Origin of the sequence: Kitasatospora sp. NPDC087314, from assembly GCF_044744365.1 — a bacterium.
GTDB lineage: Bacteria > Actinomycetota > Actinomycetes > Streptomycetales > Streptomycetaceae > Kitasatospora.
Genome location: NZ_JBIUYE010000005.1, coordinates 19,073 through 44,091, shown reverse-complemented (window position 1 = coordinate 44,091; position 25,019 = coordinate 19,073). Strand labels below are relative to the sequence as shown.

At 71.2% G+C, this 25,019-nt stretch carries 20 protein-coding genes; 5 read left to right on the top strand and 15 right to left on the bottom strand.

The genetic code is table 11. The features are described 5' to 3' along the window. Positions 1-132: 132 nt before the first annotated feature. From pafA to arc, 6 genes are all read right to left on the bottom strand, one after another. Positions 133-1,494: a Pup--protein ligase gene (gene pafA, locus ACIO5E_RS12040; protein WP_280681800.1), complete on the bottom strand. Its 1,362-nt coding sequence runs from the start codon at positions 1,492-1,494 to the stop codon at positions 133-135. A 120-nt stretch (positions 1,495-1,614) separates the two neighbouring features. Further along, positions 1,615-2,370: a proteasome subunit alpha gene (prcA, locus tag ACIO5E_RS12035; RefSeq protein WP_400666354.1), complete on the bottom strand. Its 756-nt coding sequence runs from the start codon at positions 2,368-2,370 to the stop codon at positions 1,615-1,617. Positions 2,371-2,401: 31 nt separating this feature from the next. Then, positions 2,402-3,244: a proteasome subunit beta gene (prcB, locus tag ACIO5E_RS12030; protein WP_400666352.1), complete on the bottom strand. Its 843-nt coding sequence runs from the start codon at positions 3,242-3,244 to the stop codon at positions 2,402-2,404. 162 nt (positions 3,245-3,406) lie between these two features. Further along, a complete protein-coding gene (locus ACIO5E_RS12025; RefSeq protein WP_031069167.1) occupies positions 3,407-3,625 on the bottom strand; it encodes a ubiquitin-like protein Pup in 219 nt (72 codons plus the stop codon). A gap of 174 nt (positions 3,626-3,799) precedes the next feature. Continuing rightward, positions 3,800-5,311: a depupylase/deamidase Dop gene (gene dop, locus ACIO5E_RS12020; protein WP_280681807.1), complete on the bottom strand. Its 1,512-nt coding sequence runs from the start codon at positions 5,309-5,311 to the stop codon at positions 3,800-3,802. 229 nt (positions 5,312-5,540) lie between these two features. Beyond that, a complete protein-coding gene (gene arc / locus ACIO5E_RS12015; protein WP_280681809.1) occupies positions 5,541-7,307 on the bottom strand; it encodes a proteasome ATPase in 1,767 nt (588 codons plus the stop codon). A 284-nt stretch (positions 7,308-7,591) separates the two neighbouring features. Here arc and ACIO5E_RS12010 point away from each other — a divergent pair, with 284 nt between their 5' ends. Beyond that, complete coding sequence (locus ACIO5E_RS12010) at positions 7,592-7,897, top strand: ferredoxin (protein ID WP_400666348.1); 306 nt, start codon at positions 7,592-7,594, stop codon at positions 7,895-7,897. Between the two features lie 12 nt (positions 7,898-7,909). Here the strand turns inward: ACIO5E_RS12010 and ACIO5E_RS12005 are convergent, their stop codons facing one another. The 3 genes from ACIO5E_RS12005 to ACIO5E_RS11995 all read right to left on the bottom strand — a co-directional run bounded on the left by ACIO5E_RS12005 (position 7,910) and on the right by ACIO5E_RS11995 (position 10,871). Next, positions 7,910-8,515: a hypothetical protein gene (locus ACIO5E_RS12005; protein ID WP_400666345.1), complete on the bottom strand. Its 606-nt coding sequence runs from the start codon at positions 8,513-8,515 to the stop codon at positions 7,910-7,912. A 127-nt stretch (positions 8,516-8,642) separates the two neighbouring features. Continuing rightward, positions 8,643-9,602, bottom strand: coding sequence for a tRNA (adenine-N1)-methyltransferase (locus tag ACIO5E_RS12000; protein WP_280681815.1), 960 nt, complete (start codon positions 9,600-9,602; stop codon positions 8,643-8,645). Positions 9,603-9,650: 48 nt separating this feature from the next. Continuing rightward, a complete protein-coding gene (locus ACIO5E_RS11995) occupies positions 9,651-10,871 on the bottom strand; it encodes a site-2 protease family protein (protein WP_400666342.1) in 1,221 nt (406 codons plus the stop codon). Between the two features lie 168 nt (positions 10,872-11,039). Between ACIO5E_RS11995 and ACIO5E_RS11990 the strand changes: the two genes are divergently transcribed. Both ACIO5E_RS11990 and ACIO5E_RS11985 read left to right on the top strand, forming a co-directional pair. Further along, the gene (locus ACIO5E_RS11990; protein WP_400666340.1) at positions 11,040-11,963 is read left to right on the top strand and encodes a RecB family exonuclease; all 924 of its coding nucleotides are present in this window, start codon (positions 11,040-11,042) and stop codon (positions 11,961-11,963) included. After that, entirely contained in the window at positions 11,963-12,634 is a 672-nt protein-coding gene (locus ACIO5E_RS11985; protein WP_280681821.1) for a response regulator transcription factor, read from the top strand. The genes ACIO5E_RS11990 and ACIO5E_RS11985 overlap by 1 nt, the downstream gene beginning before the upstream one ends. An 84-nt stretch (positions 12,635-12,718) precedes the next feature. Here the strand turns inward: ACIO5E_RS11985 and ACIO5E_RS11980 are convergent, their stop codons facing one another. From ACIO5E_RS11980 to metH, 3 genes are all read right to left on the bottom strand, one after another. After that, the gene (locus tag ACIO5E_RS11980; RefSeq protein WP_400666338.1) at positions 12,719-14,335 is read right to left on the bottom strand and encodes an ABC transporter substrate-binding protein; all 1,617 of its coding nucleotides are present in this window, start codon (positions 14,333-14,335) and stop codon (positions 12,719-12,721) included. Positions 14,336-14,689: 354 nt separating this feature from the next. Further along, a complete protein-coding gene (locus tag ACIO5E_RS11975; RefSeq protein ID WP_400666336.1) occupies positions 14,690-15,394 on the bottom strand; it encodes an HAD family hydrolase in 705 nt (234 codons plus the stop codon). 154 nt (positions 15,395-15,548) lie between these two features. Beyond that, entirely contained in the window at positions 15,549-19,058 is a 3,510-nt protein-coding gene (gene metH / locus ACIO5E_RS11970) for a methionine synthase (protein WP_400666334.1), read from the bottom strand. 142 nt (positions 19,059-19,200) lie between these two features. Between metH and ACIO5E_RS11965 the strand changes: the two genes are divergently transcribed. Both ACIO5E_RS11965 and ACIO5E_RS11960 read left to right on the top strand, forming a co-directional pair. Next, a complete protein-coding gene (locus ACIO5E_RS11965) occupies positions 19,201-20,292 on the top strand; it encodes a hypothetical protein (protein ID WP_400666332.1) in 1,092 nt (363 codons plus the stop codon). A gap of 313 nt (positions 20,293-20,605) precedes the next feature. After that, positions 20,606-21,556, top strand: a complete 951-nt coding sequence (locus tag ACIO5E_RS11960) for a PAC2 family protein (RefSeq protein WP_280681829.1) — start codon at positions 20,606-20,608, stop codon at positions 21,554-21,556. A 96-nt stretch (positions 21,557-21,652) separates the two neighbouring features. Here ACIO5E_RS11960 and mshC read toward each other — a convergent pair whose 3' ends face one another. The 3 genes from mshC to ACIO5E_RS11945 all read right to left on the bottom strand — a co-directional run bounded on the left by mshC (position 21,653) and on the right by ACIO5E_RS11945 (position 24,983). Continuing rightward, positions 21,653-22,882, bottom strand: coding sequence for a cysteine--1-D-myo-inosityl 2-amino-2-deoxy-alpha-D-glucopyranoside ligase (gene mshC, locus ACIO5E_RS11955; RefSeq protein WP_400666329.1), 1,230 nt, complete (start codon positions 22,880-22,882; stop codon positions 21,653-21,655). 207 nt (positions 22,883-23,089) lie between these two features. Further along, positions 23,090-23,920: a carbohydrate-binding protein gene (locus ACIO5E_RS11950; RefSeq protein WP_400666326.1), complete on the bottom strand. Its 831-nt coding sequence runs from the start codon at positions 23,918-23,920 to the stop codon at positions 23,090-23,092. 145 nt (positions 23,921-24,065) lie between these two features. Next, a complete protein-coding gene (locus tag ACIO5E_RS11945) occupies positions 24,066-24,983 on the bottom strand; it encodes an AraC family transcriptional regulator (RefSeq protein WP_400666324.1) in 918 nt (305 codons plus the stop codon). Positions 24,984-25,019: the final 36 nt, after the last annotated feature.

Sequence of the window (25,019 nt, the reverse complement as noted above, 5' to 3'; positions counted from 1 at the left end):
GGGGGTCCTAACTGTCGTTCGAGGTCGGCTCTCCTGACTCGACGGACAGCGTATGCCCGGACGGTGTCCGGCCCCGGTAGACACCACCGGGGCCGGACACCGCCTTGATCACAAACCCGAGGGCGCCGCGGATCACATCCCGGCGATGAGCTTCTCCACCCGCTCGTCCACCGAGCGGAACGGGTCCTTGCAGAGCACCGTCCGCTGCGCCTGGTCGTTCAGCTTCAGGTGCACCCAGTCCACCGTGAAGTCCCGGCGCTGCTCCTGCGCCCGCCGGATGAAGTCCCCGCGCAGCCGGGCCCGGGTGGTCTGCGGCGGGATCGACTTGGCCTCGAAGGTCTTGAGGTCGGTGGTCACCCGCTGCGCCTGGCCCTTGCCCTGGAGCAGGTAGAACAGCCCGCGCCGGCGGTGGATGTCGTGGTACGCGAGGTCGATCTGGGCCACCCGGGGGTTGGACATGCTCATCTGGTGCTTCTCGCGGTAGCGCTCGATGAGCTTGTACTTCATGATCCAGTCGATCTCGGTGGCCACCCCGTCCAGGTTCTCGGTGCGGACGGCCTCCAGGGTCCGGCCCCACAGGTCGAGCACCCGGGCGATGGTGCCGGTGTTGATGCCCTTGCGGTCGGCGAACTCCAACGCCTTGGTGTAGTACTCCTCCTGGATGTCCAGCGCGCTGGCCTCGCGCCCGTTGGCGAGCCGCACCTGGTGGGTGCCGGTGAGGTCGTGGCTGACCTCGCGGATCGCCCGGATCGGGTTCTCCAGGGTGAGGTCGCGCATCACCACGCCGGCCTCGATCAGCCGCAGCACCAGGTCGGTGGCGCCGACCTTGAGCAGCGTCGTGGTCTCGGACATGTTGGAGTCGCCGACGATGACGTGCAGCCGGCGGTAGCGCTCGGCGTCCGCGTGCGGCTCGTCGCGGGTGTTGATGATCGGGCGCGAGCGGGTGGTGGCGGAGCTGACGCCCTCCCAGATGTGCTCGGCGCGCTGGCTGACGCAGTAGACCGCGCCGCGCGGGGTCTGCAGCACCTTGCCGGCGCCGCAGATCAACTGCCGGGTCACCAGGAAGGGGATCAGCACGTCCGCCAGCCGGGAGAACTCCCCGTGCCGGGCCACCAGGTAGTTCTCGTGGCAGCCGTAGGAGTTGCCGGCCGAGTCGGTGTTGTTCTTGAACAGGTAGACGTCGCCCGCGATGCCCTCCTCGTGCAGCCGCCGCTCGGCGTCCACCAGGAGCCCTTCGAGGATGCGCTCGCCCGCCTTGTCGTGCGTCACCAGCTCGATCACGTCGTCGCACTCGGGGGTGGCGTACTCGGGGTGGGAGCCGACGTCGAGGTACAGCCTGGCACCGTTGCGCAGGAAGACGTTGCTGCTGCGGCCCCAGGAGACGACGCGGCGGAACAGGTACCGCGCCACCTCGTCCGGCGACAGCCGCCGCTGACCGCGGAACGTGCAGGTCACGCCGTACTCGTTCTCCAGCCCGAAAATCCGGCGGTCCATGAGCACTCCTATCTGGTCGGAGCTGTCCGAAACCGCCTCCACGACGACTGGGCCGCCGCAGGGGCACCGGAGCCCCGTACGGCCTCCGTCCGGCCGCCGTACGGGACTCCGCAGGCACTGCTACTCCGGCGCGGTGTCCGCCGGGTTGTCCTCGTCGTCCGACTCCGCGGACTGGTCTCCGTCGAGCAGCCGGGCGAGCTGGTTTCCCAGGATGCGCTTGAACTTGCGCTGCTGGAAGCGCTGGCGGTCGAGGACCGCGACCTCCAGCTGCTCCGGGGTGAGGGTGCGCGGGCTGCCGCCGTTGGGGTCGCGGGCGAGCGAGTCCACGGCGGCCCGGACCACCTCGGTGAGGCTCATCCCGGCGCGGTGGCGCTGGCCCAGGTAGTTGCCGATCGAGTCGGCGTTGCCGCCGACCACGACGTAGTTCTTCTCGTCGACGATCGAGCCGTCCGGGGTGAGGCGGTAGATCTGGTCCTCGTCCGCGGTGCGGCCGACCTCGGCCACGATCAGCTCGACCTCGTAGGGCTTCTCGCCGACCGAGGAGAAGATGGTGCCGAGGGTCTGGGCGTAGACGTTGGCCAGGCCTCGGGCGGTGACGTCGGCCCGGTCGTAGGAGTAGCCGCGCAGGTCGGCGTAGCGGACGCCGCCGATGCGCAGGTTCTCGAACTCGTTGTACCGGCCGACCGCCGCGAAGGCGATCTTGTCGTAGATCTCGGAGACCTTGTGGAGCGCTCTGGAGGTGTTCTCGGCGACGAAGACGATGCCGTCGGCGTAGGTGAGCACGACCACGCTGCGGCCGCGCGCGATGCCCTTGCGGGCGTACTCCGCGCGGTCCGCCATGGCCTGCTGGGGCGAGACGTAGAACGGTGTCGACACCGGCGGTCGTCCCTTTCCTGTGAGGTGACGGCTAGAGCAGCGGGGCCTGCGGGCCGTTGGGGTGGGAGAGACGCTGGTCGGTGATCGAGACCGCGATCTCGGCGACCTCCGCGTCGGTGAGCCGGCGGAAGCCGTCCTCGGTGATCAGCGAGACGATCGGGAAGATCTTGCGGGCGAGGTCCGGGCCGCCGGTGGCGGAGTCGTCGTCGGCCGCGTCGTAGAGCGCCTGGATGACCAGGGTCGAGGCCTGTTCGGCCGTCAGGTCGTCGCGGTAGAGCTTCTTCATCGAGCCGCGGGCGAACACCGAACCCGAACCGGTGGCGGCGAAGCCGCGCTCCTCGGAGCGCCCGCCGGTGACGTCGTAGTTGAAGATCCGGCCGCGGCCGAGGTCCAGGTCGTAGCCGGCGAACATCGGGACGACCGCGAGGCCCTGCATCGCCATGCCCAGGTTGCCCCGGATCATGCTGGTGAGCCGGTTGGCCTTGCCCTCCAGGGAGAGCACGGCGCCCTCGATCTTCTCGTAGTGCTCCAGCTCCAGCTGGAACAGCCGGACCATCTCGACCGCGAGGCCGGCGGTGCCGGCGATGCCGACCGCGCTGTACTCGTCGGCCGGGAACACCTTCTCGATGTCGCGCTGGGCGATCACGTTGCCCATCGTCGCCCGGCGGTCACCGGCGATCACCACACCGCCGTCGAACACCGCGGCCACGATGGTGGTCCCGTGCGGGGCCTCGACCACGGCACCCTCGGGGAACCCGCGGTGGCCGGGGATCAGCTCCGGCCTGTGCTCGGCGAGGAAGTCCAGGAACGAGGAGGACCCCGGGGTCAGGAAGGCAGCCGGTAGACGCCCGGTGCCACGAGTGTTGGCTTCCACACGATTCCTTCCAGGTAGCTTGAAGCTCGCGCTGCCCGCACCCTACCCGCCCGACGATCACTGTCCACGCGTGGAGGGGGCCGGTGCCGGGCGGCCGGGCGGCCCTCGCCACCCAGCCGCCCCGACGGTCGCGACCGTGAATTCCCGAATACCGGCGACGGGCTATTGCCCGCCCTTCTGCACGAATCCCCGGACGAAATCCTCGGCGTTCGACTCGAGTACTTCGTCGATTTCGTCCAGCACCGCGTCGACGTCGTCGCTCAGCTTTTCCTGGCGCTCCTTGAGGTCGTCGGAATTCTGGGTTTCCGCGGCCTGCTCCTCGACCTCCTCGGAGGACCGGTTTGCCCGCTGCTGGCCGCCGCCGGTGTCCTTGCTCGCCATTTCCCTCACCCCGCTCGATTCGTCTGGCACGGTTTGGTCGTTGCTTGCTGCATCGACCCTATACACAAGGTGCGACTACCGCTCCCGGTTTGCCGGTGGCGCTTCCTGTCCAACACCCGCTGCCACCCCGGATGATTCCCATTCGGCGGACGTTCACCCATGGTGATCGAAAAGTTACCCGCCGGAGAGGACCCGGAGCAGGTCCTCCGCGGTGCGGCAGCGGTCCAGCAGCTCCTTGACGTGGTTGCGGGTGCCGCGCAGCGGCTCCAGCGTGGGCACCCGCTGCAAGGAGTCCCGGCCCGGCAGGTCGAAGATCACCGAGTCCCAGGAGGCCGCCGCGACGTGGTCGGCGTACTGCTCCAGACAGCGCCCGCGGAAGTACGCCCTGGTGTCCTCCGGGGGCTTGGAGACGGCCCGCTCGACCTCCTCCTCGGTCACCAGCCGCTCGAACCGGCCACGGGCCACCAGGCGGTTGTAGAGGCCCTTCTCGGGCCGTACGTCGCTGTACTGGAGGTCGACCAGGTGCAGCCTCGGGTTCTCCCACCCCAGGGCGTCCCGGCTGCGGTAGCCCTCCAGGATCTCCCGCTTGGCGATCCAGTCCAGCTGTTTGGAGAGCGACATCGGATCGCGCTCCAGCCGGCCGAGGACGTCCTCCCAGCGGGCCAGCACGTCCGTCGTCTGCTCGTCCGCGTCGTTGCCGAAGCGGTCCTCGACGTACTTGCGGGCCAGCTCGAAGTACTCCAGCTGGAGCTGGACGGCAGTGAGCTTGCGCCCGTTGCGCAGGGTGATCAGGTGCTTGAGCGTGGGGTCGTGGGAGACCCGGTGCAGGGTGCGCACCGGCTGGTCGACGGCGAGGTCGGCGGCGATGAAGGAGTCCTCGATCATCGACAGGACCAGCGAGGTGGTGCCCAGCTTGAGGTAGGTGGAGATCTCGGAGAGGTTGGCGTCCCCGATGATCACGTGCAGCCGGCGGTACTTCTCCGCGTCGGCGTGCGGCTCGTCCCGGGTGTTGATGATCGGGCGCTTGAGCGTGGTCTCCAGGCCGACCTCGACCTCGAAGTAGTCGGCCCGCTGGCTGATCTGGAAGCCGTGCGCCGAACCGTCCTGGCCGATGCCGACCCGGCCGGCACCGGTGACCACCTGGCGGGAGACGAAGAACGGGGTGAGGTGGCGGACGATGTCGGCGAACGGCGTCGCCCGCTTCATCAGGTAGTTCTCGTGGGTGCCGTACGAGGCGCCCTTGTTGTCGGTGTTGTTCTTGTACAGGTGGATGTTCTGCCCGTTGGGCAGCTCCAGCGCGCGCTGCGCCGCGGCCGCCATGATCCGTTCCCCGGCCTTGTCCCAGAGCACGGCGTCGCGCGGGTTGGTGACCTCCGGCGAGCTGTACTCGGGGTGCGCGTGGTCCACGTAGAACCGGGCCCCGTTGGTGAGGATGATGTTGGCGAGGCCGATGTCCTCGTCGGTCAGCTGGCTGGCGTCCGCCACCTCGCGCGCCAGGTCGAAGCCCCGGGCGTCACGCAGCGGGTTCTCCTCCTCGAAGTCCCAGCGGGCCCGCCGCGCCCGGTGCATCGCCGCCGCGTACGCGTTGACGATCTGGGACGAGGTGAGCATGGCGTTGGCGTTGGGGTGCCCGGGCACGGAGATCCCGTACTCGGTCTCGATGCCCATCACGCGCCGTACGGTCATGCGGCCCTCCTTGCCCGGTGCGCCGCCCCCCACGGGCGGAGCACGCCGACGTACCGCTGAAACAACACCGACGCCGGCGGTCTGCCCGCGGACGGTGGGTCGAGCCTAGAACCCGGTGCCGACGGGCGGGCCCCGAGACGCGCCGTCCGGCTGCGGGGCCGCGAGGCGCCACAGCCGGACGGGGTGCGTGCTGTTCCGGGGACCGCCGGGCGGCCCGGTCACCGCGTGCTTACAGGTACTGCCCCGTGTTGGCGACAGTGTCGATCGAGCGGCCGGACTCGGCGCCCTGCTTGCCGGTGACCAGCGTGCGGATGAAGACGATCCGCTCGCCCTTCTTGCCGGAGATGCGGGCCCAGTCGTCCGGGTTGGTGGTGTTCGGCAGGTCCTCGTTCTCCTTGAACTCGTCCACGCAGGCGGCGAGCAGGTGGGAGACGCGGAGTCCGCGCTGACCGTGGTCGAGGAAGTCCTTGATGGCCATCTTCTTCGCGCGGTCGACGATGTTCTGGATCATCGCGCCGGAGTTGAAGTCCTTGAAGTACAGGACCTCCTTGTCGCCGTTGGCGTAGGTGACCTCCAGGAAGCGGTTCTCCTCGGTCTCGGTGTACATCCGCTCCACGACCGCCTGGATCATCGCCTCCACCGTCGCCTCGACGGAGCTGCCGTGCTCCTTGAGGTCGTCCGGGTGGAAGGGCAACGAGTCCTTGAGGTACTTGGAGAAGATGTCCTTCGCGGCCTCGGCGTCCGGGCGCTCGATCTTGATCTTGACGTCCAGGCGGCCGGGCCGCAGGATCGCCGGGTCGATCATGTCCTCGCGGTTCGAGGCGCCGATGACGATGACGTTCTCCAGGCCCTCCACGCCGTCGATCTCGGCGAGCAGCTGCGGGACGATGGTGTTCTCCACGTCCGAGCTGACGCCGGAACCGCGGGTGCGGAACAGCGACTCCATCTCGTCGAAGAAGACGATGACGGGCGTGCCCTCGCTCGCCTTCTCCCGGGCCCGCTGGAAGACCAGGCGGATCTGCCGCTCGGTCTCGCCCACGTACTTGTTGAGCAGTTCGGGGCCCTTGATGTTGAGGAAGTAGCTCTTCCCCTGGGGGCGTCCGGTGACCTCGGCGACCTTCTTGGCCAGCGAGTTGGCGACCGCCTTGGCGATCAGCGTCTTGCCGCAGCCGGGCGGGCCGTAGAGCAGCACGCCCTTGGGCGGGCGCAGCTCGTACTCCTTGAAGAGGTCGGCGTGCAGGTACGGCAGCTCGACCGCGTCGCGGATCAGCTCGATCTGGTTGCTCAGACCGCCGATCTGCCGGTAGTCGATGTCCGGGACCTCTTCGAGGACCAGCTCCTCGACCTCGGACTTCGGGACCACCTCGTACACGTAGCCGGAGCGGGGCTCCAGCAGCAGGGCGTCCCCCGCCCGGATGGTGAGCTCGCGCAGCGGTTCGGCGAGGCGCACCACCCGCTCCTCGTCGGTGTGGCCGACGACCAGGGCGCGCTCGCCGTCCTCCAGGATCTCCTTGAGGGTGACGATCTCGCCGATGCGCTCGAAGGCCATCGCGTCCACGATGTTGAGGGCCTCGTTGAGCATCACCTCCTGACCGCGCCGCAGTTCGTCGAGGGCGACGTTGGGGCTGACGTTCACGCGGAGCTTGCGCCCCCCGGTGAAGATGTCGGCGGTGCCGTCCTCGTTGGCCTCGAGGAAGGTGCCGAAACCGGCCGGGGGCTGTGCCAGCCGGTCCACTTCCTCCTTGAGGGCCACGATCTGGTCGCGGGCCTCACGCAGGGTGGAGGCGAGCCGTTCGTTCTGGGCGGTCACACCGGCCAGGTTGGTCTGGAGCTCGACGATCCGCTCTTCGAGGATCCTCGAATTGCGCGGCGAGTCGGCGAGCTTGCGGCGCAACACGGCGATTTCCTGCTCAAGGTACGAGACCTGAGCGGTCTCGTCGGAACCACGAGCGGGCCTGCCGGTGCTGCGGTTGTAGTCGTCATCGTGGGCTGCCACGGTCCTCACCTCCTCCGGGGAGCTGGACGCTTCCAGACCCTACCTGGGACCAGGGGTCCGTAAACCCCTAGATCAAGAAAGATGGAACGGGCGTGTCCGATCTTCGCCCCAGCGTGCTTCCCCTCTGCTAAGGGGATACCCACCGCGCACCACCCAAAGCGGGCCAGATGTATCGTCGAGCGAAGTGATATCCGATCGCGACCGCTCAGCTAGGTCCGATCGTTGTACGAATGGCGGGATTGCCCCAGGAATAGGGCGACCCGGGACAGAAACGGCAGGGGACCATGTCGGCAACCGAGCACACGGCCACGACGGCCGAGCAGCTGGAGGTGTGGATCGACCAGGATCTGTGCACCGGCGACGGCATCTGCGCGCAGTACGCGCCCGAGGTCTTCGAGCTGGACATCGACGGCCTCGCCTACGTGAAGGGGCCGGACGACGAACTGCGCCAGCAGCCCGGGGAGACCGCCCCGGTGCCGCTGACGATCCTTCAGGACGTGGTGGACTCGGCGAAGGAGTGCCCCGGCGACTGCATCCACGTGCGCCGGGTCTCCGACCGGGTCGAGGTGTACGGGCCGGACGCGGACTGACGCGTCCTCCCGTCAGGTCTGGCTGACCGGGGCGGCGGTCTGGGAGCGTTCCCAGCCGCCGCCCTTGCGCGTCCAGGTGAGATCGAGTGAGATGTCGGGACGGAACCGCGGCACGTCCTCGCTCGAATACCCCTGCGCGTGGCCGGTGATGGCGCCGTCGGAGCGCAGCGCGAGCCGTCCGACGGTGAGGTTCTCCCGTTCGGAGAGCAGCGTGGTCAGCACCACCGGGTGGTCGCCGGGCCCGAATCCGAGCAGGTAGACGGCGTCCGGTGGGGTGCCGGTCTCGGCCGCGCAGTGCGCGGCGACCACCGTGCCGGGCCGTCCGTCGCCCAAGTCGGCGGGCATGCCGATGACCGTCTCGATCGGGAACGGGCCACATTCCAAAGGAAGTTGGGCCTTGGCCGGGTCGGGGGCGGCGCTTGCGGCGAGGGCCTTGGGAGTGCTGCGGACGGGCACCGGGGTGCCGGTGGCCGGCGCGGCCGCGAGGGCGGCGGCCACCACCGCGCCGCAGCCGGCCAGGGCGAGGGCCCAGTGCCAGGGGGCGGTGCGCGCGGGTTCGGGCCCGGTGCGGCCCCGCGGTGTCTGCTGTCCAGCCGTCATCCCGACCGCGGTCTCCACCAGGCGTCCCCTCCAGTGCTCCCAGGAGCTGGTCTGCGTGCGCGAGCATCGTCCCACACGCCGGCGACCGGAATGCCGAGGGGTGGCACGAGCAGGCTCGTACCACCCCTGGGCGAAGCGATCCGGGTCAGCCGAGGTCGGGCTGCTCGGTCTCGGTGGCGCGGGCGGCGGCACGGGCCGCGGCGCGCTCCTGCAGGCTCGGCTCGGAGCCCCCGTTGTCGTAGTCCTCGCCGTACGCGCCCTTGGCCGGGCGGCGGCGGCGCAGCGGCGGCTCGACGCCGTCGGCGAGGCGGCGGGCGGTGAGCAGGAAGCCGGTGTGGCCGATCATCCGGTGGTCCGGGCGGACGGCCAGGCCCTCCAGGTGCCAGGTGCGGACCATGGTCTCCCAGGCCTGCGGCTCGGTGAAGGTGCCGTGCTCGCGCAGCGCCTCGACGGTCTTGGACATCTGCGTGGTGGTGGCCACGTAGCAGCAGATGAGGCCGCCGGGGACGAGCGCCTTGGAGGCGACGTCCAGGCACTCCCAGGGGGCGAGCATGTCGAGGATGACGCGGTCGACGTCGGTCTCGACCAGATTGTCCTGCAGGTCGCCGACGGTGAGCTTCCACGCCGGGTGCGGCCCGCCGAAGTAGCGCTCGACGTTGCTCTGGGCGATGTCGGCGAAGTCCTGCCGGCGCTCGTAGGAGGCCAGCATGCCGGTGTCGCCGACGGCGCGCAGCAGGTAGGTGGAGAGCGCTCCCGAGCCCACGCCGGCCTCGACCACGCGGGCGCCGGCGAAGATGTCGGCCATCGCCAGGATCTGCCCCGCGTCCTTGGGGTAGATCACGGCGGCGCCGCGCGGCATGGACAGGACGTAGTCGGGGAGCAGGGGGCGCAGCGCAAGGTACGGGACGTTACCCGTGGTGCGCACGACCGTGCCCTCGGGGGCGCCGATCAGCTCGTCGTGCGGGAACGCACCCTTGTGGGTGTGGAACTGGTTCCCGGCCTGGAGCGTGAACGTGTAGTGGCGGCCCTTGGGGTCGGTCAGCTGGACCTGGTCCCCGACCTGGAAGGGCCCGCGTCGGCGGGTGGCACCGGTCGGTTCGGACATGCGGACAATCCTAAGGGAAGCGGACCGGCCCGCCTGACCAGGCCCCGGTCAGCGGCCGCTGACGGCGGCGGTGAGGCGCTGCTCGATGTCGGTGAGCGCGACGACGCCGAACACCCGGCCGTCCGTCTCGACGACCAGGTACTCCCCGGCCGGGGTGGCCTGGACGGCGCGCAGCAGGTCCTCGCCGCCGAGGTCGGCGTCCAGCCGCAGGCCGGGTTCGAGGTCGCGGGCGAGCGGGCCGACCGCGACCCACGGGCGGCGGTGCTCCGGCACCCCGCGGACGGCGGACTCGCGGACGATGGCGATCGGATCGCCCCGGCCGTCCACCACCACGACCGCGCCGGCCTGGGCCTCGCGGGCACGGCGCAGCGCCTCGCCGAGCGGGGTGTCGGCGGTGACCTCGACGGTCCGGCGGGCGAGCTCGCGCAGCCGCAGGCCGGGCAGCACCTCCTTGAGCCGGGCGTTGCGCAGGCTTCCGGTGGCGCCGTTCCAGATGATCGCGGCGAGGACGGCGGCCAGCACCGCGTCCACCAGGGTGTCGGTCGTGGTGCGCTCGATCCCGCGGGCGGAGCTGACCAGCGGCAGGCCGATCAGGACGACGACGGCCAGCGCCCGGCCGACCCAGGCGGCGGCGACCGTGCCGGTCATCGCCTTGCCGCTGATCGCCCAGACGACCGCCCGCAGCATCCGGCCGCCGTCCAGCGGCAGGCCGGGCAACAGGTTGAACGCGGCGACCACCAGGTTGGAGACCATCAGCCCGGTGAGCAGCACCCCGGGCACGGTGGAGAGCTCCACGGCCTGCAGCCCGAGGTAGAACAGGCCGCCGAGCGCCAGCGAGAGCAGCGGGCCGACGAAGGCCAGCCAGAACTCGCGCCACGGGGTCTCGGCCTCGTTCTCGATCTCGGAGACGCCGCCGAAGAACTGCAGCTGGATCCGCCGTACACCGAGTCCGTAGCGCAGCGCGACCAGGGTGTGAGCGAGCTCGTGCACCAGGACGGAGGCGTAGAAGGCGACCGCGAAGAAGAACGCGAGCAGGTAGCGGGCGGCGCCGAGCTCCGGCAGGACGTCGCCGAGCTGGCCGCCGAACACCCAGGTGATCAGCGCGGCGATGACGAACCAGGACGGGGTGACGTAGATGGGCACGCCGAAGGGGCGGCCCATCAGGAGGCCGCCGCCGCGCTCGGGCGGCTGGGGCGGGCGCCCCGGGGGGCGGCTGCCGTCGTCCTGCGGTGGCTGGTCGGAGGTCTGCTGCCCCCTGCTGTCGCTCACCGTGATCCCTTCGGTCGTCTGCCCCGTCGTGCCCCGGTGCGCCCACGCTACGTGATCGCGGCGCTCCGGCGGCGCGCGCCCCTCTGTCAGGCTTCATACCCACTGTGCCGACCGGTGTGGCAGCACCGTGGCAGCGGGATGACAGCGAAGGGCAATAGGGTCGTAGGCATGCAGCAGACCGACACCACCAGTGCCGCCGGGGCCCCGGCGCGCCCGGCGGCGCCCCCGACCGGCCTGTCCCCGTCCCGTGCGGGGGACTTCCTGACCTGTCCCCTGCTGTACCGGCTGCGGGTGATCGACCGGCTGCCCGAGCCGCCGAGCGCGGCGGCGACCAGGGGCACGCTGGTGCACGCGGTGCTGGAGCGGCTGTTCGACAGCCCGGCGGCCGAGCGGACGCCGGAGCAGGCGCTGGGCCTGCTGCGCCCGCAGTGGGAGCGGCTGCTGGGCGAGCGCCCGGAGCTGGGCTCGCTCTTCCCGGACGACCCGGACGGCGCGGCGCTCACCCGCTGGCTGGCGGACGCCGAGAAGCTGGTCGGCCAGTGGTTCCGGCTGGAGGACCCGACCCGGCTGCACCCGGTGGAGCGCGAGCTGTACGTGGAGACGGCCCTGGAGTCGGGGCTGCTGCTGCGCGGCTACATCGACCGGGTGGACGTCGCCCCGACCGGTGAGGTCCGCCTGGTGGACTACAAGACCGGCCGGGCGCCCTCGCGGGACTTCGAGGGCAAGGCGATGTTCCAGATGAAGTTCTACGCGCTCGTGGTGTGGCGCTGGAAGGGCGTCGTCCCCAAGCGGCTCCAGCTGGTCTACCTCGGCGGGGGCGGCAACGTGGTCAGCTACGACCCGGACGAGGCCGACCTGCTCGCGGTGGAGCGCAAGTTGCGGGCACTCTGGGAGCGGATCACCCACGCGGTGGCCACCGGGGACTTCCCGGCGACCCGCAACCGCCTCTGCGACTGGTGCGACCACCAGGCCAGCTGCCCGGAGTTCGGCGGCACTCCCCCGCCGTACCCGCTGCCCGTGCAGGTCGACACATCGAGCCGTACGTCTGACGAAGACGATCCCACGGGGGATCTGATGAGCAAGGAGTCCTAGTGACGATCCGAGTGCTGCTGGTCGACGACCAGCCGCTGCTGCGCACCGGTTTCCGGATGATCCTGGAGGCCGAGTCCGACCTGGTGGTGGTCGGTGAGGCCGGCGACGGTCAGCAGGCGCTGGACCAGGTGCGGGCGCTGCAGCCCGACGTGGTGCTGATGGACATCCGGATGCCCAGGATGGACGGCGTCGAGGCGACCCGCAGGATCGCCGGCCCGGGGCGGGACGGCCCGGCCAAGGTGCTGGTGCTGACCACCTTCGACCTGGACGAGTACGTGGTGGAGGCACTGCGCGCGGGCGCCAGCGGCTTCCTGCTGAAGGACGTCCCGGCCGAGGAGCTGGTGCAGGCGATCCGGGTGGTGGCGGACGGCGCGGCGATGCTGGCGCCGAGCATCACCCGCCGACTGCTGGACATGTACGCCACCAAGCTGCCCTCGGGCGAGGAGGCGCCGCCGCAGGCGCTGGGCGCGCTGACCGAGCGCGAGCTGGAGGTGCTGAAGCTGGTGGCGCGCGGGCTGTCGAACGCGGAGATCGCGGCCGAGCTGTTCGTCAGCGAGACCACCGTGAAGACGCACGTCGGCCACGTGCTGACCAAGCTCCAGCTGCGCGACCGGGTGCAGGCGGCGGTGTACGCGTACGAGAGCGGGCTGGTGCGCCCGGGCGCCCTGTAGGGCTGGTCCCGGACGTGACGGCGGCCCGCCCGCTTCCCCCGTGCACCCTGGGGGAAAGCGGGCGGGCCGCCGTGTCGAGGGACCCTACTTGCCGCTGCGGCTGATCTCCCAGAAGCGGAACACGCCGGTGGTGTCGACGGTGGACTCGACGCCGGTGATCGACGAACGGGCCGCGTAGAAGGCCTTGTTCTGGTACAGCGGGATGAGCGGCGCGTTCTCGGCGACGATCTGCTGGATCTGGGCGTAGCCGGCCGCCGCGGCGCTGCGGTCGGCCTGCTTCTGGCCGTCCGGCACCAGCTTCTGGCTGATCCGCGGGTCGTCCCAGCCGTGGTGGTAGGCGCCGCCGTCGACGAGCATCGGGGCGGTGTAGTTGTCGGGGTCCGGGTAGTCGGCGAACCAGCCGATGATGTACGCCTGGTAGCGGCCCTCGGCCCAGCCCGCCCGGTACTTGTCCCAGTCCGGCTCCTGCTGGACCGTCACCTGGAACAGGCCGCCGGCCTCCAACTGCTTCTTCAGCATGTCGGGCTCGGCGTTGCCGGCGCGCGAGCGCGACCAGGAGAGGGTGAGCTTGACCGGGATCTGCACCTTGGCGTCGGTGAGGATCTTCTTGGCCTTGCCGGCGTCCTGGTCGCCGTAGCGGTCGAAGAAGGCGGTGGTGTGGCCGGTGGTGCCGGCCGGGACCATCGAGTACAGCGGCTGGACGGTGCGGGCGAAGACGTCGCGGGCGAGCGCCTTGCGGTCGATCAGCTGGGCGGCGGCCTGGCGGACGGCGAGGTTGCCGCCGACCGGGTCCTTGGTGTTGAAGACCAGCGAGCGGGTGTCGTTGCTGTCGCCCTCGACGACCTGCAGGTCGGTCTTGCCGCCCTGCTGGTCGGAGTGGATCTGGGCGGCGGTGTTCGGCTCCAGGCTGTTGTCGGTGAGGTCGACGTCGCCCTTGTCCAGCGCGGTCTTCAGGTCGGCGGGCTTGTCGAAGTACCGCACGGTGAACTTGCTGTTCCGCAGCTTGGCTTCGCCGCTGTACTTGTCGTTGGGCACCAGCACGACCTTGCCCAGCTGCTTGGCGGTGCCGTTGCCGCCGCCCATGCTCTCGATCGAGTCGAAGCGGTACGGGCCGGAGCCGACCTGCTTGTCGTTGGGGGCCACCTTGTCGGCCGGGTAGACCTGGTGGTCGACGATGGCGCCGGCCGGACCGGCCAGCTTGGCCGGCAGGGTCGCGTCGGGCGCGGCCAGCTGGAAGATCACCTCGGTGTCGCCCTTGGCCTCGACGCTCTTGATCGAGGAGAGCAGGGCCGCCGGGCCGTTCTCGTCGTTGATCTTCTTGGTGCGCTGGATCGAGAACACCACGTCGGCGGCGGTCATCGGGTGGCCGTTGGAGAACTTCAGGCCGGACCGCAGGGTGCAGTGGAACTGGGTGGCGTCGCCGCCGGGGAACTCACAGGACTGCGCGGCGTCCGGGGACGGCGCGCTGGAGGCGGCCGGGAAGGCGAGCAGCGACTGGAAGGTGTTGCGCAGCAGCAGCCAGGAGCCGGAGTCGTAGGCGGCGGCCGGGTCCAGCACGCCGGTCAGCTGCGTGGTGCCCATGGTGATCGCCTTGCCGCCCTCCCCCTTGACGGCGTCGGTGACCGATCCGCAGCCGGCCGCCGTCACGGCGACAAGACCGGCGCAGCCGAGTACTGCCAGGCGTTCAGCTGAAGTCTTCACGGGGCGCGTCCTTCTGGGTGCTGTCCGACCGGGGTCGGTGGCCCGCGTCGAGTGCGCTCCGGGGTGCGGAAGGCGTGCGCGGGCCCGGCGCCCGTACGACCGCGGGCGGGACGGGGTTGCCCGTCGTCGGCGGTGGCAGGGCGCGAGGGAGGGGAACGAACTGGAGTAGCGTGCCATATCGAACACGCACGACCGATACCCGTGCAGATGACGTTTGGGATACGGCCGTTGGGGGCATCGCGACGCACCCGACGAGTTGTCAGGCAATGCCCGTTTTCTCCCCGGGCGGCCCTCCGCCACGACCGGATCGGGCCACTTACCGGCGAGTAGGCCACTCCCGCAATGAGATGACAATCACACTCGCGAGGTGACCAGCGAGCGCAGCAGTTCAAGATCGACCTGCTCCAGCGAGGAGAGCACCAGCCGCCCCGGGGCCGGCTCGATCGGCGCCACCGAGGGCACCGCGATCACCGGACAGCCGGCCGCCTCGGCCGCCCGCACCCCGGTCGGCGCGTCCTCGATCACCACGCAACGGGCCGGCTCCGCACCCAGCCGGCGGGCCGCCTCCAGGTACGGGTCCGGGTGCGGCTTGGTGCGCGGCACCTCGTCCCCGGCGACCGTGAAGGCGAAGTGGTGGGCACCCAGCGAACGCAGCACGATGTCGATCACGTGCCGGTGCGAGGCGGACACCAGGGCGGCCGGGATCCCGTGCGCGGCAAGGGTGTTGAGGAGGCGCTCGGCGCCCGGCATGAGCGGCACGCCGCCCGCCAGCAGGTCGACGAAGCGCTGGTTGATCAGCGCCGTCAGGTCCGCCGGGGCGAGGTCCACCCCGGTGGTGCCGACCAGGTAGTCGATCACCCGCGTCATCGGGCCGCCGACCACCTGGGCCCGGTCCTCGTCGGTCAGCGCGTGGCCCAGCTCGGCGAACAGGGTCACCTCGGCCTGCCACCAGAAGTCCTCGGTGTCCACCAGCGTCCCGTCCATGTCCAGCAGCACCGCCTGCAGGCCGCGGCCGTCCCCGTGGTCGAGGACCCGGGTGGCGGTGGAGGTGGTGGTCATGGCGGGAGTCCTTCCGTCGGTACCCCCGGGGCGCGCCCGAGCGCACCCTGGGGATGGCACAGGCCGGCCCGCTGGTGAGCGGACCGGCCCGTTCAGGATCATCAAGGATACGCCCGTACCCCCCGGAAGGAGCGAACGCAGCAGGGCACCGGAGTTACCGGGCGTTGAAGTACTTCGCCTCCGGGTGGTGGATCACGATCGCGTCGGTGGACTGCTCCGGGTGCAGCTGGAACTCCTCGGAGAGCACCACGCCGATCCGCTCGGGCCTCAGCAGCTCGGCGATCTTGGCGCGATCCTCCAGCTCCGGGCAGGCCCCGTAGCCGAGCGAGAACCGGGCGCCCCGGTACTTGAGCGCGAACATGTCCTTGACGTCCTGCGGGTCCTCGCCGGAGAAGCCCAGCTCGTAGCGGACCCGGGCGTGCCAGAACTCGGCCAGCGCCTCGGCCAGTTGCACCGACAGGCCGTGCAGCTCCAGGTAGTCGCGGTAGGAGTTCCCGGCGAACAGCTCGTTCGCCGCCTCCGAGATGCGGTTGCCCATGGTGACCACCTGCAGGCCCACCACGTCCCGGGCGCCGGACTCCTCCGGGCGGAAGAAGTCGGCCAGGCAGAGCCGGCGACCGCGCCGCTGGCGGGGGAAGGTGAAGCGGGTCCGCTCGGTGCCGTCCTCGTGGAAGACGATCAGGTCGTCGCCCTTGGAGTTGGCCGGGTAGTAACCGTAGACCACGGCCGCCTCCAGCCAGCCCTCGGTCTGCAGCCGGTCCAGCCAGGCCCGCAGCCGCGGCCGGCCCTCGGTCTCCACCAGCTCCTCGTAGGACGGCCCGTCGCCGCTGCGGGCCGCCTTCAGGCCCCACTGCCCCTTGAACAGCGCGTCCTCGTCCAGCCAGGAGGCGTAGTCGGCGAACGGGATGCCCTTGACGATCCGGTCGCCCCAGAACGGCGGGGTGGGCACGGTGTTGTCGACGGCGACGTCGGAGCGGATCTGGCCGAGGTTGACCTCCGGCTCCTCCTCCGTCGCCTCGACCCGGGCGTGCCGGCGCTGCTTGAGCTCCGGCAGGGTCGCGCCGGGCACCCCGCGCTTGACGGCGATCAGCGCGTCCATCAGCCGCAGGCCCTCGAAGGCGTCCCGGGCGTAGCGGACCTCGCCCTCGTAGATCTCGTGCAGGTCCTGCTCGACGTAGGCGCGGGTGAGCGCGGCGCCGCCGAGGATCACCGGGTAACTCGCGGCCAGCTTGCGCTGGTTGAGCTCCTCCAGGTTCTCCTTCATGATCACGGTGGACTTCACCAGCAGGCCGGACATCCCGATCACGTCCGCCTTGTGCTCCTGCGCGGCGTCCAGGATCGCCGAGACCGGCTGCTTGATGCCCAGGTTGACCACGTTGTAGCCGTTGTTGGACAGGATGATGTCCACCAGGTTCTTGCCGATGTCGTGGACGTCGCCCTTGACGGTGGCCAGCACGATGGTGCCCTTGCCCTCGCTGTCGGACTTCTCCATGTACGGCTCCAGGTGAGCCACCGCGGTCTTCATCACCTCGGCGGACTGGAGCACGAACGGCAGCTGCATCTGGCCGGAGCCGAACAGCTCGCCGACCACCTTCATGCCGGACAGCAGGGTGTCGTTGATGATCTCCAGCGCGGGCCGCCCGGCCAGCGCCTCGTCCAGATCGGCCTCCAGGCCGTTGCGCTCGCCGTCGATGATCCGGCGCTGCAGCCGCTCGTCCAGCGGCAGCGCGGCCAGCTCCTCCGCCTTGGAGGCCTTGACCGAGGCCGAGGAGACGCCCTCGAACAGCTCCAGCAGGCGCTGCAGCGGGTCGTAGCCGTCCCGGCGGCGGTCGTAGACCAGGTCGAGGGCGGCCTCGCGCTGGTCCTCGGGGATCCGGGAGATCGGCAGGATCTTGGAGGCGTGCACGATCGCCGAGTCCAGGCCCGCCTCCACGCACTCGTGCAGGAAGACCGAGTTCAGCACCACGCGGGCGGCCGGGTTGAGGCCGAAGGAGATGTTGGACAGGCCCAGCGTGGTCTGCACGGCCGGGTGGCGGCGCTTGAGCTCCCGGATCGCCTCGATGGTCTCGATGCCGTCCCGGCGGGACTCCTCCTGGCCGGTGGCCAGGGTGAAGGTGAGGCAGTCGACCAGGATCGAACCCTCGTCGACGCCGTAGTCGGCGGTCAGCTCGGCGATCAGCCGCTCGGCGATCTCGACCTTCTTCCCGGCGGTGCGAGCCTGGCCCTCCTCGTCGATGGTCAGCGCGATCAGGCCGGCGCCGTGCTCGCGGGCCAGCGAGGCGATCCGGCCGAAACGCGAGTCCGGGGCGTTGCCGTCCTCGTAGTTGACCGAGTTGAGCACCGCGCGGCCGCCGAGCGCCTCCAGGCCGGCCCGCAGCACCTGCGGCTCGGTGGAGTCCAGCACGATCGGCAGGGTGGAGGCGGTGGCCAGCCGGCCGGCGATCTCCTTCATGTCGGCGACGCCGTCGCGGCCGACGTAGTCCACGCAGAGGTCCAGCAGGTGGGAGCCGTCCCGGATCTGCTCGCGGGCGATCTCCACGCAGGCCTGCCAGTCGCCGGCCAGCATCGACTCCCGGAACTTCTTCGAGCCGTTGGCGTTGGTGCGCTCGCCGATCGCCAGGTACGAGGTGTCCTGGCGGAACGGCACCGCCTGGTACAGCGAGGCCGCCGAGGGCTCCGGCTGCGGGGTGCGCGGGGTGACCGGGCGGCCCTGCACCCGCTCGACCACCTGGCGCAGGTGCTCGGGAGTGGTGCCGCAGCAGCCGCCGACCAGCGAGAGGCCGTACTCGCGGGTGAACACGTCGTGCGCGTCGGCCAGTTCGGCCGGGGAGAGCGGGTAGTGGGCGCCGTCCTTGCCGAGCACCGGCAGGCCCGCGTTCGGCATGCAGGACAGGCCGATCCGCGCGTTCTTGGCCAGGTAGCGCAGGTGCTCGCTCATCTCGGCCGGGCCGGTGGCGCAGTTGAGGCCGATGTAGTCGACGCCGAGCGGCTCCAGGGCCGTCAGCGCGGCGCCGATCTCGGAGCCGAGCAACATGGTGCCGGTGGTCTCCACCGTCACCTGCACCAGCACCGGCAGGTCCAGCCCGGCCTCGGCGAGGGCGCGCTTGGAGCCGAGGATGGCGGCCTTGGTCTGCAGCAGGTCCTGACTGGTCTCGACCAGCAGCGCGTCGGCGCCGCCGGCGATCAGGCCGGCCGCGTTCTGCTGGAAGCCGTCGCGCAGCGTCTCGTACGGGGCGTGGCCGAGGGTGGGCAGCTTGGTGCCGGGGCCGATCGAGCCGAGCACCCAGCGGGTGCGGCCGTCGGCGGCGTGCGCGTCGGCGACCTCGCGGGCGATCCGGGCGCCGGCCTCGGACAGCTCGAAGATCCGCTCCGCAATGTCGTACTCGCCGAGTGCGGAGAAGTTGGACCCGAAGGTGTTGGTCTCGACGCAGTCCACGCCCACCGAGAAGTAGGCCTCGTGGACGGAGCGGACGATGTCGGGCCGGGTGACGTTGAGGACCTCGTTGCAGCCCTCCAGGTTCTGGAAGTCCTCCAGCGTCGGATCCTGTGCCTGGAGCATGGTGCCCATCGCACCGTCGGCGACCACCACCCGGGTGGCGAGTGCTTCACGCAGCGCGTTCGCGCGGCTCTGCTGAGTGATGGACGGATCGGCTGCAGTGGCCATGGGGCTTCTCCCTGTGCGACGGCTGTCGGCTTTGCGGGCCCGCTTACTCGGGCCCGCACGTGGCCAGGGTATCCGGCCCGCGCCCCGACCTGCGGCGGCATTCCGTATCCTGAGCGTTCGAGCGCAAGGGGGGAGCAACCGCGTGGCCCGATTCCGGACTTTCGCGCGGCGCACGACGGGGGCGCTGGCGGCCCCGTTCCGGGCGGCGCGCAGACGCTGGCGGAGCTGGTCCTGGTGGCGCCGGGCGCTGCTGGCGCTGGGCCTCGCGGTGGCCGTGCCGGCCGCCGCACTCGGCTCGGCCTTCGTCGCGATCCGCTTGCAGTACACCGGCGACCCGTCCGCCGAGGCCCACACCCGCGGCCGGGACGCGCTCTGGCTCGGCCACGCCTGGGTGGACGGCCGCAAGACCGACGCCGACGTCACCGCCCTGGTGCGGCAGCTGGCCGGCACCGGCATCCGCGACCTGTACGTGCACACCGGCCCGCTGGAACACGACGGCTCACTGCCGCCGACCGTCCACCCCAGGGCCCGCTGGTTCACCGACACGGTGCACCGGGCGCTGCCGGACGTCCGGCTGCAGGGCTGGCTGGGCGACGAGGTCAAGCCGGAGAAGGACGCCCTGGACCTGGAGGACGCCCCCACCCGGGAGCGGGTCACCGCCTCCGCCCGACAGGTACTGGACCTCGGTTTCGACGGCGTGCACTTCGACATGGAACCGATCCGCCCCGGCAGCGCCGGCTGGCTGGCCCTGCTCGACCAGGTCCGCCCGGTGACGGCCGCGCGCGACGCGAAGCTCTCGGTGGCGGCCCCGCAGATCGATCCGGTGCCCGGCCTGCACACCGCCGGCATCCTGCTCACCGACCACGGCAAGTGGTGGGACCGGGCCTACTTCACCGAGACCGCCCGCCGGGTCGACCAGGTCGCCGTGATGACGTACGACACCAGCATGCCGACCGAGCCGCTGTACGGCGGCTACGTCGCCCTGCAGACCGAGCTGGCGCTGGAGGCCACGCCGGCGGGCGTGGACCTGCTGATCGGGCTGCCGTTCTTCTGGGACGACAAGTGGGGCCACTGGGGTGACGCCGAGACCGTGTCCGCCGCCGTCCGGGGCGTCCGGTTGGGGCTGGGCCGTCAGGACCCCGGGCGGCGGAACTTCGGCGTCGCGCTGTACGTGGACTTCGCCGCCACCCCGGAGCACTGGGCGGCGTACCGGCGCGGGTGGGTGGAGGTCTAAGGACCCCTGGGCGAGGGGATGCCCTCGCGCTGTGTGGCCGTTCCGGCACGGTCTGCACCCGACCCGGGCGTCTGACGGACCGTCAGTCCGTGCCGTCCGGATATCCGCTGGATCGGGGCGGTCCGCTCCCCCAGACTGTCCCGGTGCCCGGCCGCGGTGCGCATCAAAGCCCGTAGGCTGGGCAGGTAGGGACCATGGGGCGAGGCGTTCCATGGGTGACGAGAGGTTCGACAGTCGGCAGCCGACCCGTCGGCGCCCCGGCAGGCCAGCCGAGGCGGCGCCGGTCCGACCGCCGACCGGAGGGAGACGCTGGGTGATCGAGCTGGAAGATGTTCCCGAGTTGATCGACCCGGTGATGGTCTGCGCTTTCGAGGGCTGGAACGACGCGGGCGACGCCGCCTCCGCGGCTCTGGCGCATCTGGACGAGACCTGGGGCGGCAAGGTCATCGCCGCCCTGGACGCGGAGGACTACTACGACTTCCAGGTCAACCGGCCCACGGTCTGGCTGGACGGCGGCATCCGCCGGATCACCTGGCCCACCACCCGGCTCTCGGTGATCCGGGTGACCGAGCCGACCACCCGGGACCTCGTCCTGGTGCGCGGCATCGAGCCGAGCATGCGCTGGCGCTCGTTCTGCAACGAACTGCTCGGTTTCGCGCACGAGCTCGGCATCGAGCTGGTGGTGATCCTGGGCGCACTGCTCGGCGACACCCCACACAGCCGCCCGGTGCCGGTCAGCGGGGTCACCTCCGACCCGGAGCTGGCCCGCCGCCTGGACCTGGAGGAGAGCCGCTACGAGGGCCCGACCGGCATCGTCGGGGTGCTCCAGGAGGCCTGCACGCACGCCGGGGTGCCGGCCGTGACGCTCTGGGCCGCCGTGCCGCACTACGTCGCGCAGCCGCCGAACCCCAAGGCGACGCTGGCCCTGGTCAACAAGCTGGAGGACCTGCTGGACCTGCGCATCCCGCCGGGTGAGCTCGGCGAGGACGCCCGGGCCTGGCAGCTGGGCGTGGACCAGCTGGCGGCCGAGGACAGCGAGGTGGCCGAGTACGTCCAGCAGTTGGAGGAGGCGCAGGACACCGCGGAGCTGCCGGAGGCCTCCGGCGACGCGATCGCCCGCGAGTTCGAGCGCTACCTGCGCCGCCGGGAGAATGTCGGCCCGACCGGGGAGAAGCCGGTGTCCGGCCACGCCACGGCGGAGCGGCCGGCCGAGCCGGAGGCCCCGGGCGCGGCCCGGGAGAGCCAGGACGGCGACGAGGAGTAGCCCCACGCTCCGGACAACGCCGAAGGGGCGTCAGGACACCTGGTCCTGACGCCCCTTCGGCGTTGTCCGGAGCGGTTGTCGGCCGTCGGCCGTCGGTCAGAGCGCGACGCCGAGCAGCGCGTCCACGGTGCGGGTGACCAGGCCGGGCGCGCCGATGTCCGTGCCGCCCTCGGCCTCCTGCCGGGCCGCCCAGCGGTCGACGGCGGCCAGCGCGGCGGGCGCGTCCAGGTCGTTCGCGAGCGCCGTGCGGACCTCGCCGAGCAGGCGCTCGGCGGCCGGGCCGTCCGGCCGGGAGACCGCGGCCCGCCAGCGGGCGAGGCGCTCGACGGCCTCGTCCAGGGTCGCCTTGGTCCACTCCCAGTCCTCGCGGTAGTGACGCGAGAGCAGCGCCAGGCGGATCGCCGCCGGGTCGACGCCCTCGCGGCGCAGCGCCGAGACGAAGACCAGGTTTCCGCGGGACTTGGACATCTTGTGGCCGTCCAGGCCGACCATGCCGGCGTGCACGTACGCCTTGGCGTACGGGTGGGTGCCGGTGGCCACCTGGGCGTGCGAGGCGCCCATCTCGTGGTGCGGGAAGGAGAGGTCGCTGCCGCCGCCCTGGATGTCGAAGGACATCCCGAGGTACTGCAGCGCGATGGCGACGCACTCGATGTGCCAGCCGGGGCGGCCGTGGCCGAGTTCGGTCTCCCAGGCGGGCTCGCCCGGGCGGGCGGCGAGCCAGAGCAGGGCGTCCAGCGGGTGGCGCTTGCCGGGGCGGTCCGGGTCGCCACCGCGCTCGGCGAAGACCGGGCGCATGGCCTCCCGGTCGAGGCCGGAGACCTGGCCGAAGTGCGGGTCGGAGTCGACCGAGAAGTAGATGTCGCCGTCCACCTCGTAGGCGGCACCGCTCGCGAGCAGCTTCTGGACCAGCGGGACGATCCACGGGATCGACTCGACGGCGCCGATGTAGTGCGCCGGCGGGAGCAGCCGCAGGGCGGTCATGTCCTCGCGGAACAGGGCCGTCTCGCGCTCGGCCAGCGCGGTCCAGTCCTGCCCGGTGGCGACGGCGCGCTCCAGCAGCGGGTCGTCCACGTCGGTGACGTTCTGGACGTACAGGACGTCGTGACCGGCGTCCTTCCACACGCGCTGCACCAGGTCGAAGGCGTTGTAGGTGGCGGCGTGGCCCATGTGGGTCGCGTCGTAGGGGGTGATTCCGCAGACGTAGATCCGGGCGGTGCCGTCCTGCGGCACGACCTCCCGGACCGTACCCGCTGCGGTGTCGAAGATACGAAGGGGGAGCCCCTGACCAGGCAGGGCGGGAACCTCGGAGGCGGGCCAGGCATGCATGGAACCGACTTTAACCTTGCGAACATTTGAAAGCCTAACCAGTACGCAAGATCGACTGGATTCGCTTCCTGTCGTTGCCGGACCGCTTCTCGACTGATAAAGAGCGGGTCCGACGAGCCCGCCGGAGGTCTTCGGACACGGGTGAGCGCCCGGCCGGCCCTGCCGCCGACCGGGCGCCCGGCACCCCGGGGGACGCGGCCGGAGCCGCTACGACCGCTTCCAGAGGGCCGGCACGTTCGGCGGCTCCCAGCCGACCAGGGCGGTGTGCGCCTGGAGGCAGGTGTAGGAGGCGCCGGAGTAGGTGACGCGGTCGCCCGCGTTGTACGGGGTCCCCGCCTTCCAGCTGCCGCTCGGCGGCGTGCTGGGTGTTCCGGTGGGGGTGGAGGTGGGCGTCGGGCTCGGCGTGCCCGGGGTCTGCGGCACGTCCAGGACGAAGTCGAAGCTGCCTTCGCGGGCCGGGCCGTTCTGGCGGACGTTCATCAGCAGCCGGGCGTCGTAGATGGTGTCCGTGCTGTTGCGCGGCTCGCCCGGGAAGTAGAGCTGGGTGGTGATCACCGGGTGGCTGGGCGCCTGGAGCTTGACGTGGAGGTGCCGGGTCCGGCCCGGGTAGAGGCCGGGGACGATGGTGTCCAGCTTGAAGACGCCGTTCGCGTCGGTGAACTGGTGACCGCGGAAGGTGTAGCCGACGTTGTCGTAGGCGCCGTTGTCGTCGGCCTGCCAGAAGTCCAACAGGACGCCGGGGATCGGCCGGCAGGCGCGGCCGAAGACGTAGCCGCTGACGGTCAGCCGGGTGCCGGGGCCGTCGTCGACCAGGGAACTGCGCAGCGGGGAGTCGGGCTTGAAATAGGGGCCCTCGGTCTGCTCGATGGTGGGGTCGTCGCCGTCGTGACACTCGGGGGTGAAGCCGGGGGGTCGGCCGGTGCCGGCCTGCTCGCGGGCCAGCGCGACACCGCCGCCGACCAGCAGCGGGGCCGCGCCGAGCACGGCTGCGGCCTTCAGGACGGTCTTTCGGCTGATCATGCCGTCGGGGCTGGGCATGCGCCCTCTCCTTTGGGATGGGGGGTGACGGAGCCGGGATGGGGTGGAGGTGGGGGCGGCCCTTGCCATGGTGGGGGCATGACAAGGACCGGACCGGTCACCCGTCCACCTGCACCGGACCGGCCACCGGTGGCCAGCAGCAAAGTTACGGGCCGTCCGGAGCCGCCGCGATGGACGCGATCCGGGGATCGTGGTGATTTCCGTCGACCCTGGCCCGGAACTCCCCCGGCGTCATCCCGGTCTCCCGCCGGAAGAAGCGGCAGAAGTAGGCGGGGTCGGCGAATCCCGCCTCCTTCGCCACCTGACGAATCGTCAGATCCGTGCAGGCCAGCAACCGTTTGGCCTCCAGGGTCTGCTGGCGGCGGATCAGCCTGCCCGGGGTGCGGCCGGTGGCCTGCTTGACCAGGGTCTGCAAGTGGCCCGGCGAGACGCCGAGTTCCTGCGCACTGGAGGCCACCGAGTGGCGCACGCCGCCCGGCCGGGCGATCAACCGGGTGAAGGCGGCGGCCAGTTCGGTCGGCCGACCGGGCGGTGACGGCCGGTCGGCCCGCTCGGCGGCACGCAGCGCCCGGATGATCAGGATGTGCAGGCTGGCCCGCAGCACGCCCTGGAAACCGGGCTGCCCGGCCCGGTACTCGTCCTCCATGTCGGCGAGCAACGCGCCGATCGACCCGGCCTGTTCGCCGAGTCCGAGCGCCGGGCGGGTCGCCAGCGCACGTAACGCGGCGAGGTCCTGCGGGTTCCTGAGCAGGAAGTCCTCGTCGAACAGGACGACCTGGCCGGTGAGTTCGTCCGCGTCCGACCAGTAGTGCACCTGGCCGGGCGTGATCACGCACAACTGCGGTGGCGCCAACGGCTGGTGGACCAGGTCCAGGACGTGGGCGCCGCGGCCGCCGGTGACGTGGACGATCTCGTAGAACGAGTGCCGGTGCGGGAAGCCCGCGCGGGAGAGCGGGCCGATCGTGTCGAAGGTGCCGATGGCGAACGGGAGCCGGGCCTGCAGCCGGTGCAACGGCAGGTCCGGCGTGGTTCGGGGGGTGGGGGTGGTCCGTCGCGCGTCCATCGGAGCAGTGTGCGACCGATTCACGTGACAGGTCCA

Coding starts and splice junctions, on each gene's coding strand:
- ACIO5E_RS11950 (WP_400666326.1), bottom strand. CDS start 23,920: ATGCCCAGCCCCGACGGCATGATCAGCCGAAAGACCGTCCTGAAGGCC.
- mshC (WP_400666329.1), bottom strand. CDS start 22,882: ATGCATGCCTGGCCCGCCTCCGAGGTTCCCGCCCTGCCTGGTCAGGGG.
- ACIO5E_RS12010 (WP_400666348.1), top strand. CDS start 7,592: ATGTCGGCAACCGAGCACACGGCCACGACGGCCGAGCAGCTGGAGGTG.
- ACIO5E_RS12025 (WP_031069167.1), bottom strand. CDS start 3,625: ATGGCGAGCAAGGACACCGGCGGCGGCCAGCAGCGGGCAAACCGGTCC.
- pafA (WP_280681800.1), bottom strand. CDS start 1,494: ATGGACCGCCGGATTTTCGGGCTGGAGAACGAGTACGGCGTGACCTGC.
- dop (WP_280681807.1), bottom strand. CDS start 5,311: ATGACCGTACGGCGCGTGATGGGCATCGAGACCGAGTACGGGATCTCC.
- ACIO5E_RS11945 (WP_400666324.1), bottom strand. CDS start 24,983: ATGGACGCGCGACGGACCACCCCCACCCCCCGAACCACGCCGGACCTG.
- ACIO5E_RS12000 (WP_280681815.1), bottom strand. CDS start 9,602: ATGTCCGAACCGACCGGTGCCACCCGCCGACGCGGGCCCTTCCAGGTC.
- metH (WP_400666334.1), bottom strand. CDS start 19,058: ATGGCCACTGCAGCCGATCCGTCCATCACTCAGCAGAGCCGCGCGAAC.
- ACIO5E_RS11990 (WP_400666340.1), top strand. CDS start 11,040: ATGCAGCAGACCGACACCACCAGTGCCGCCGGGGCCCCGGCGCGCCCG.
- ACIO5E_RS11975 (WP_400666336.1), bottom strand. CDS start 15,394: ATGACCACCACCTCCACCGCCACCCGGGTCCTCGACCACGGGGACGGC.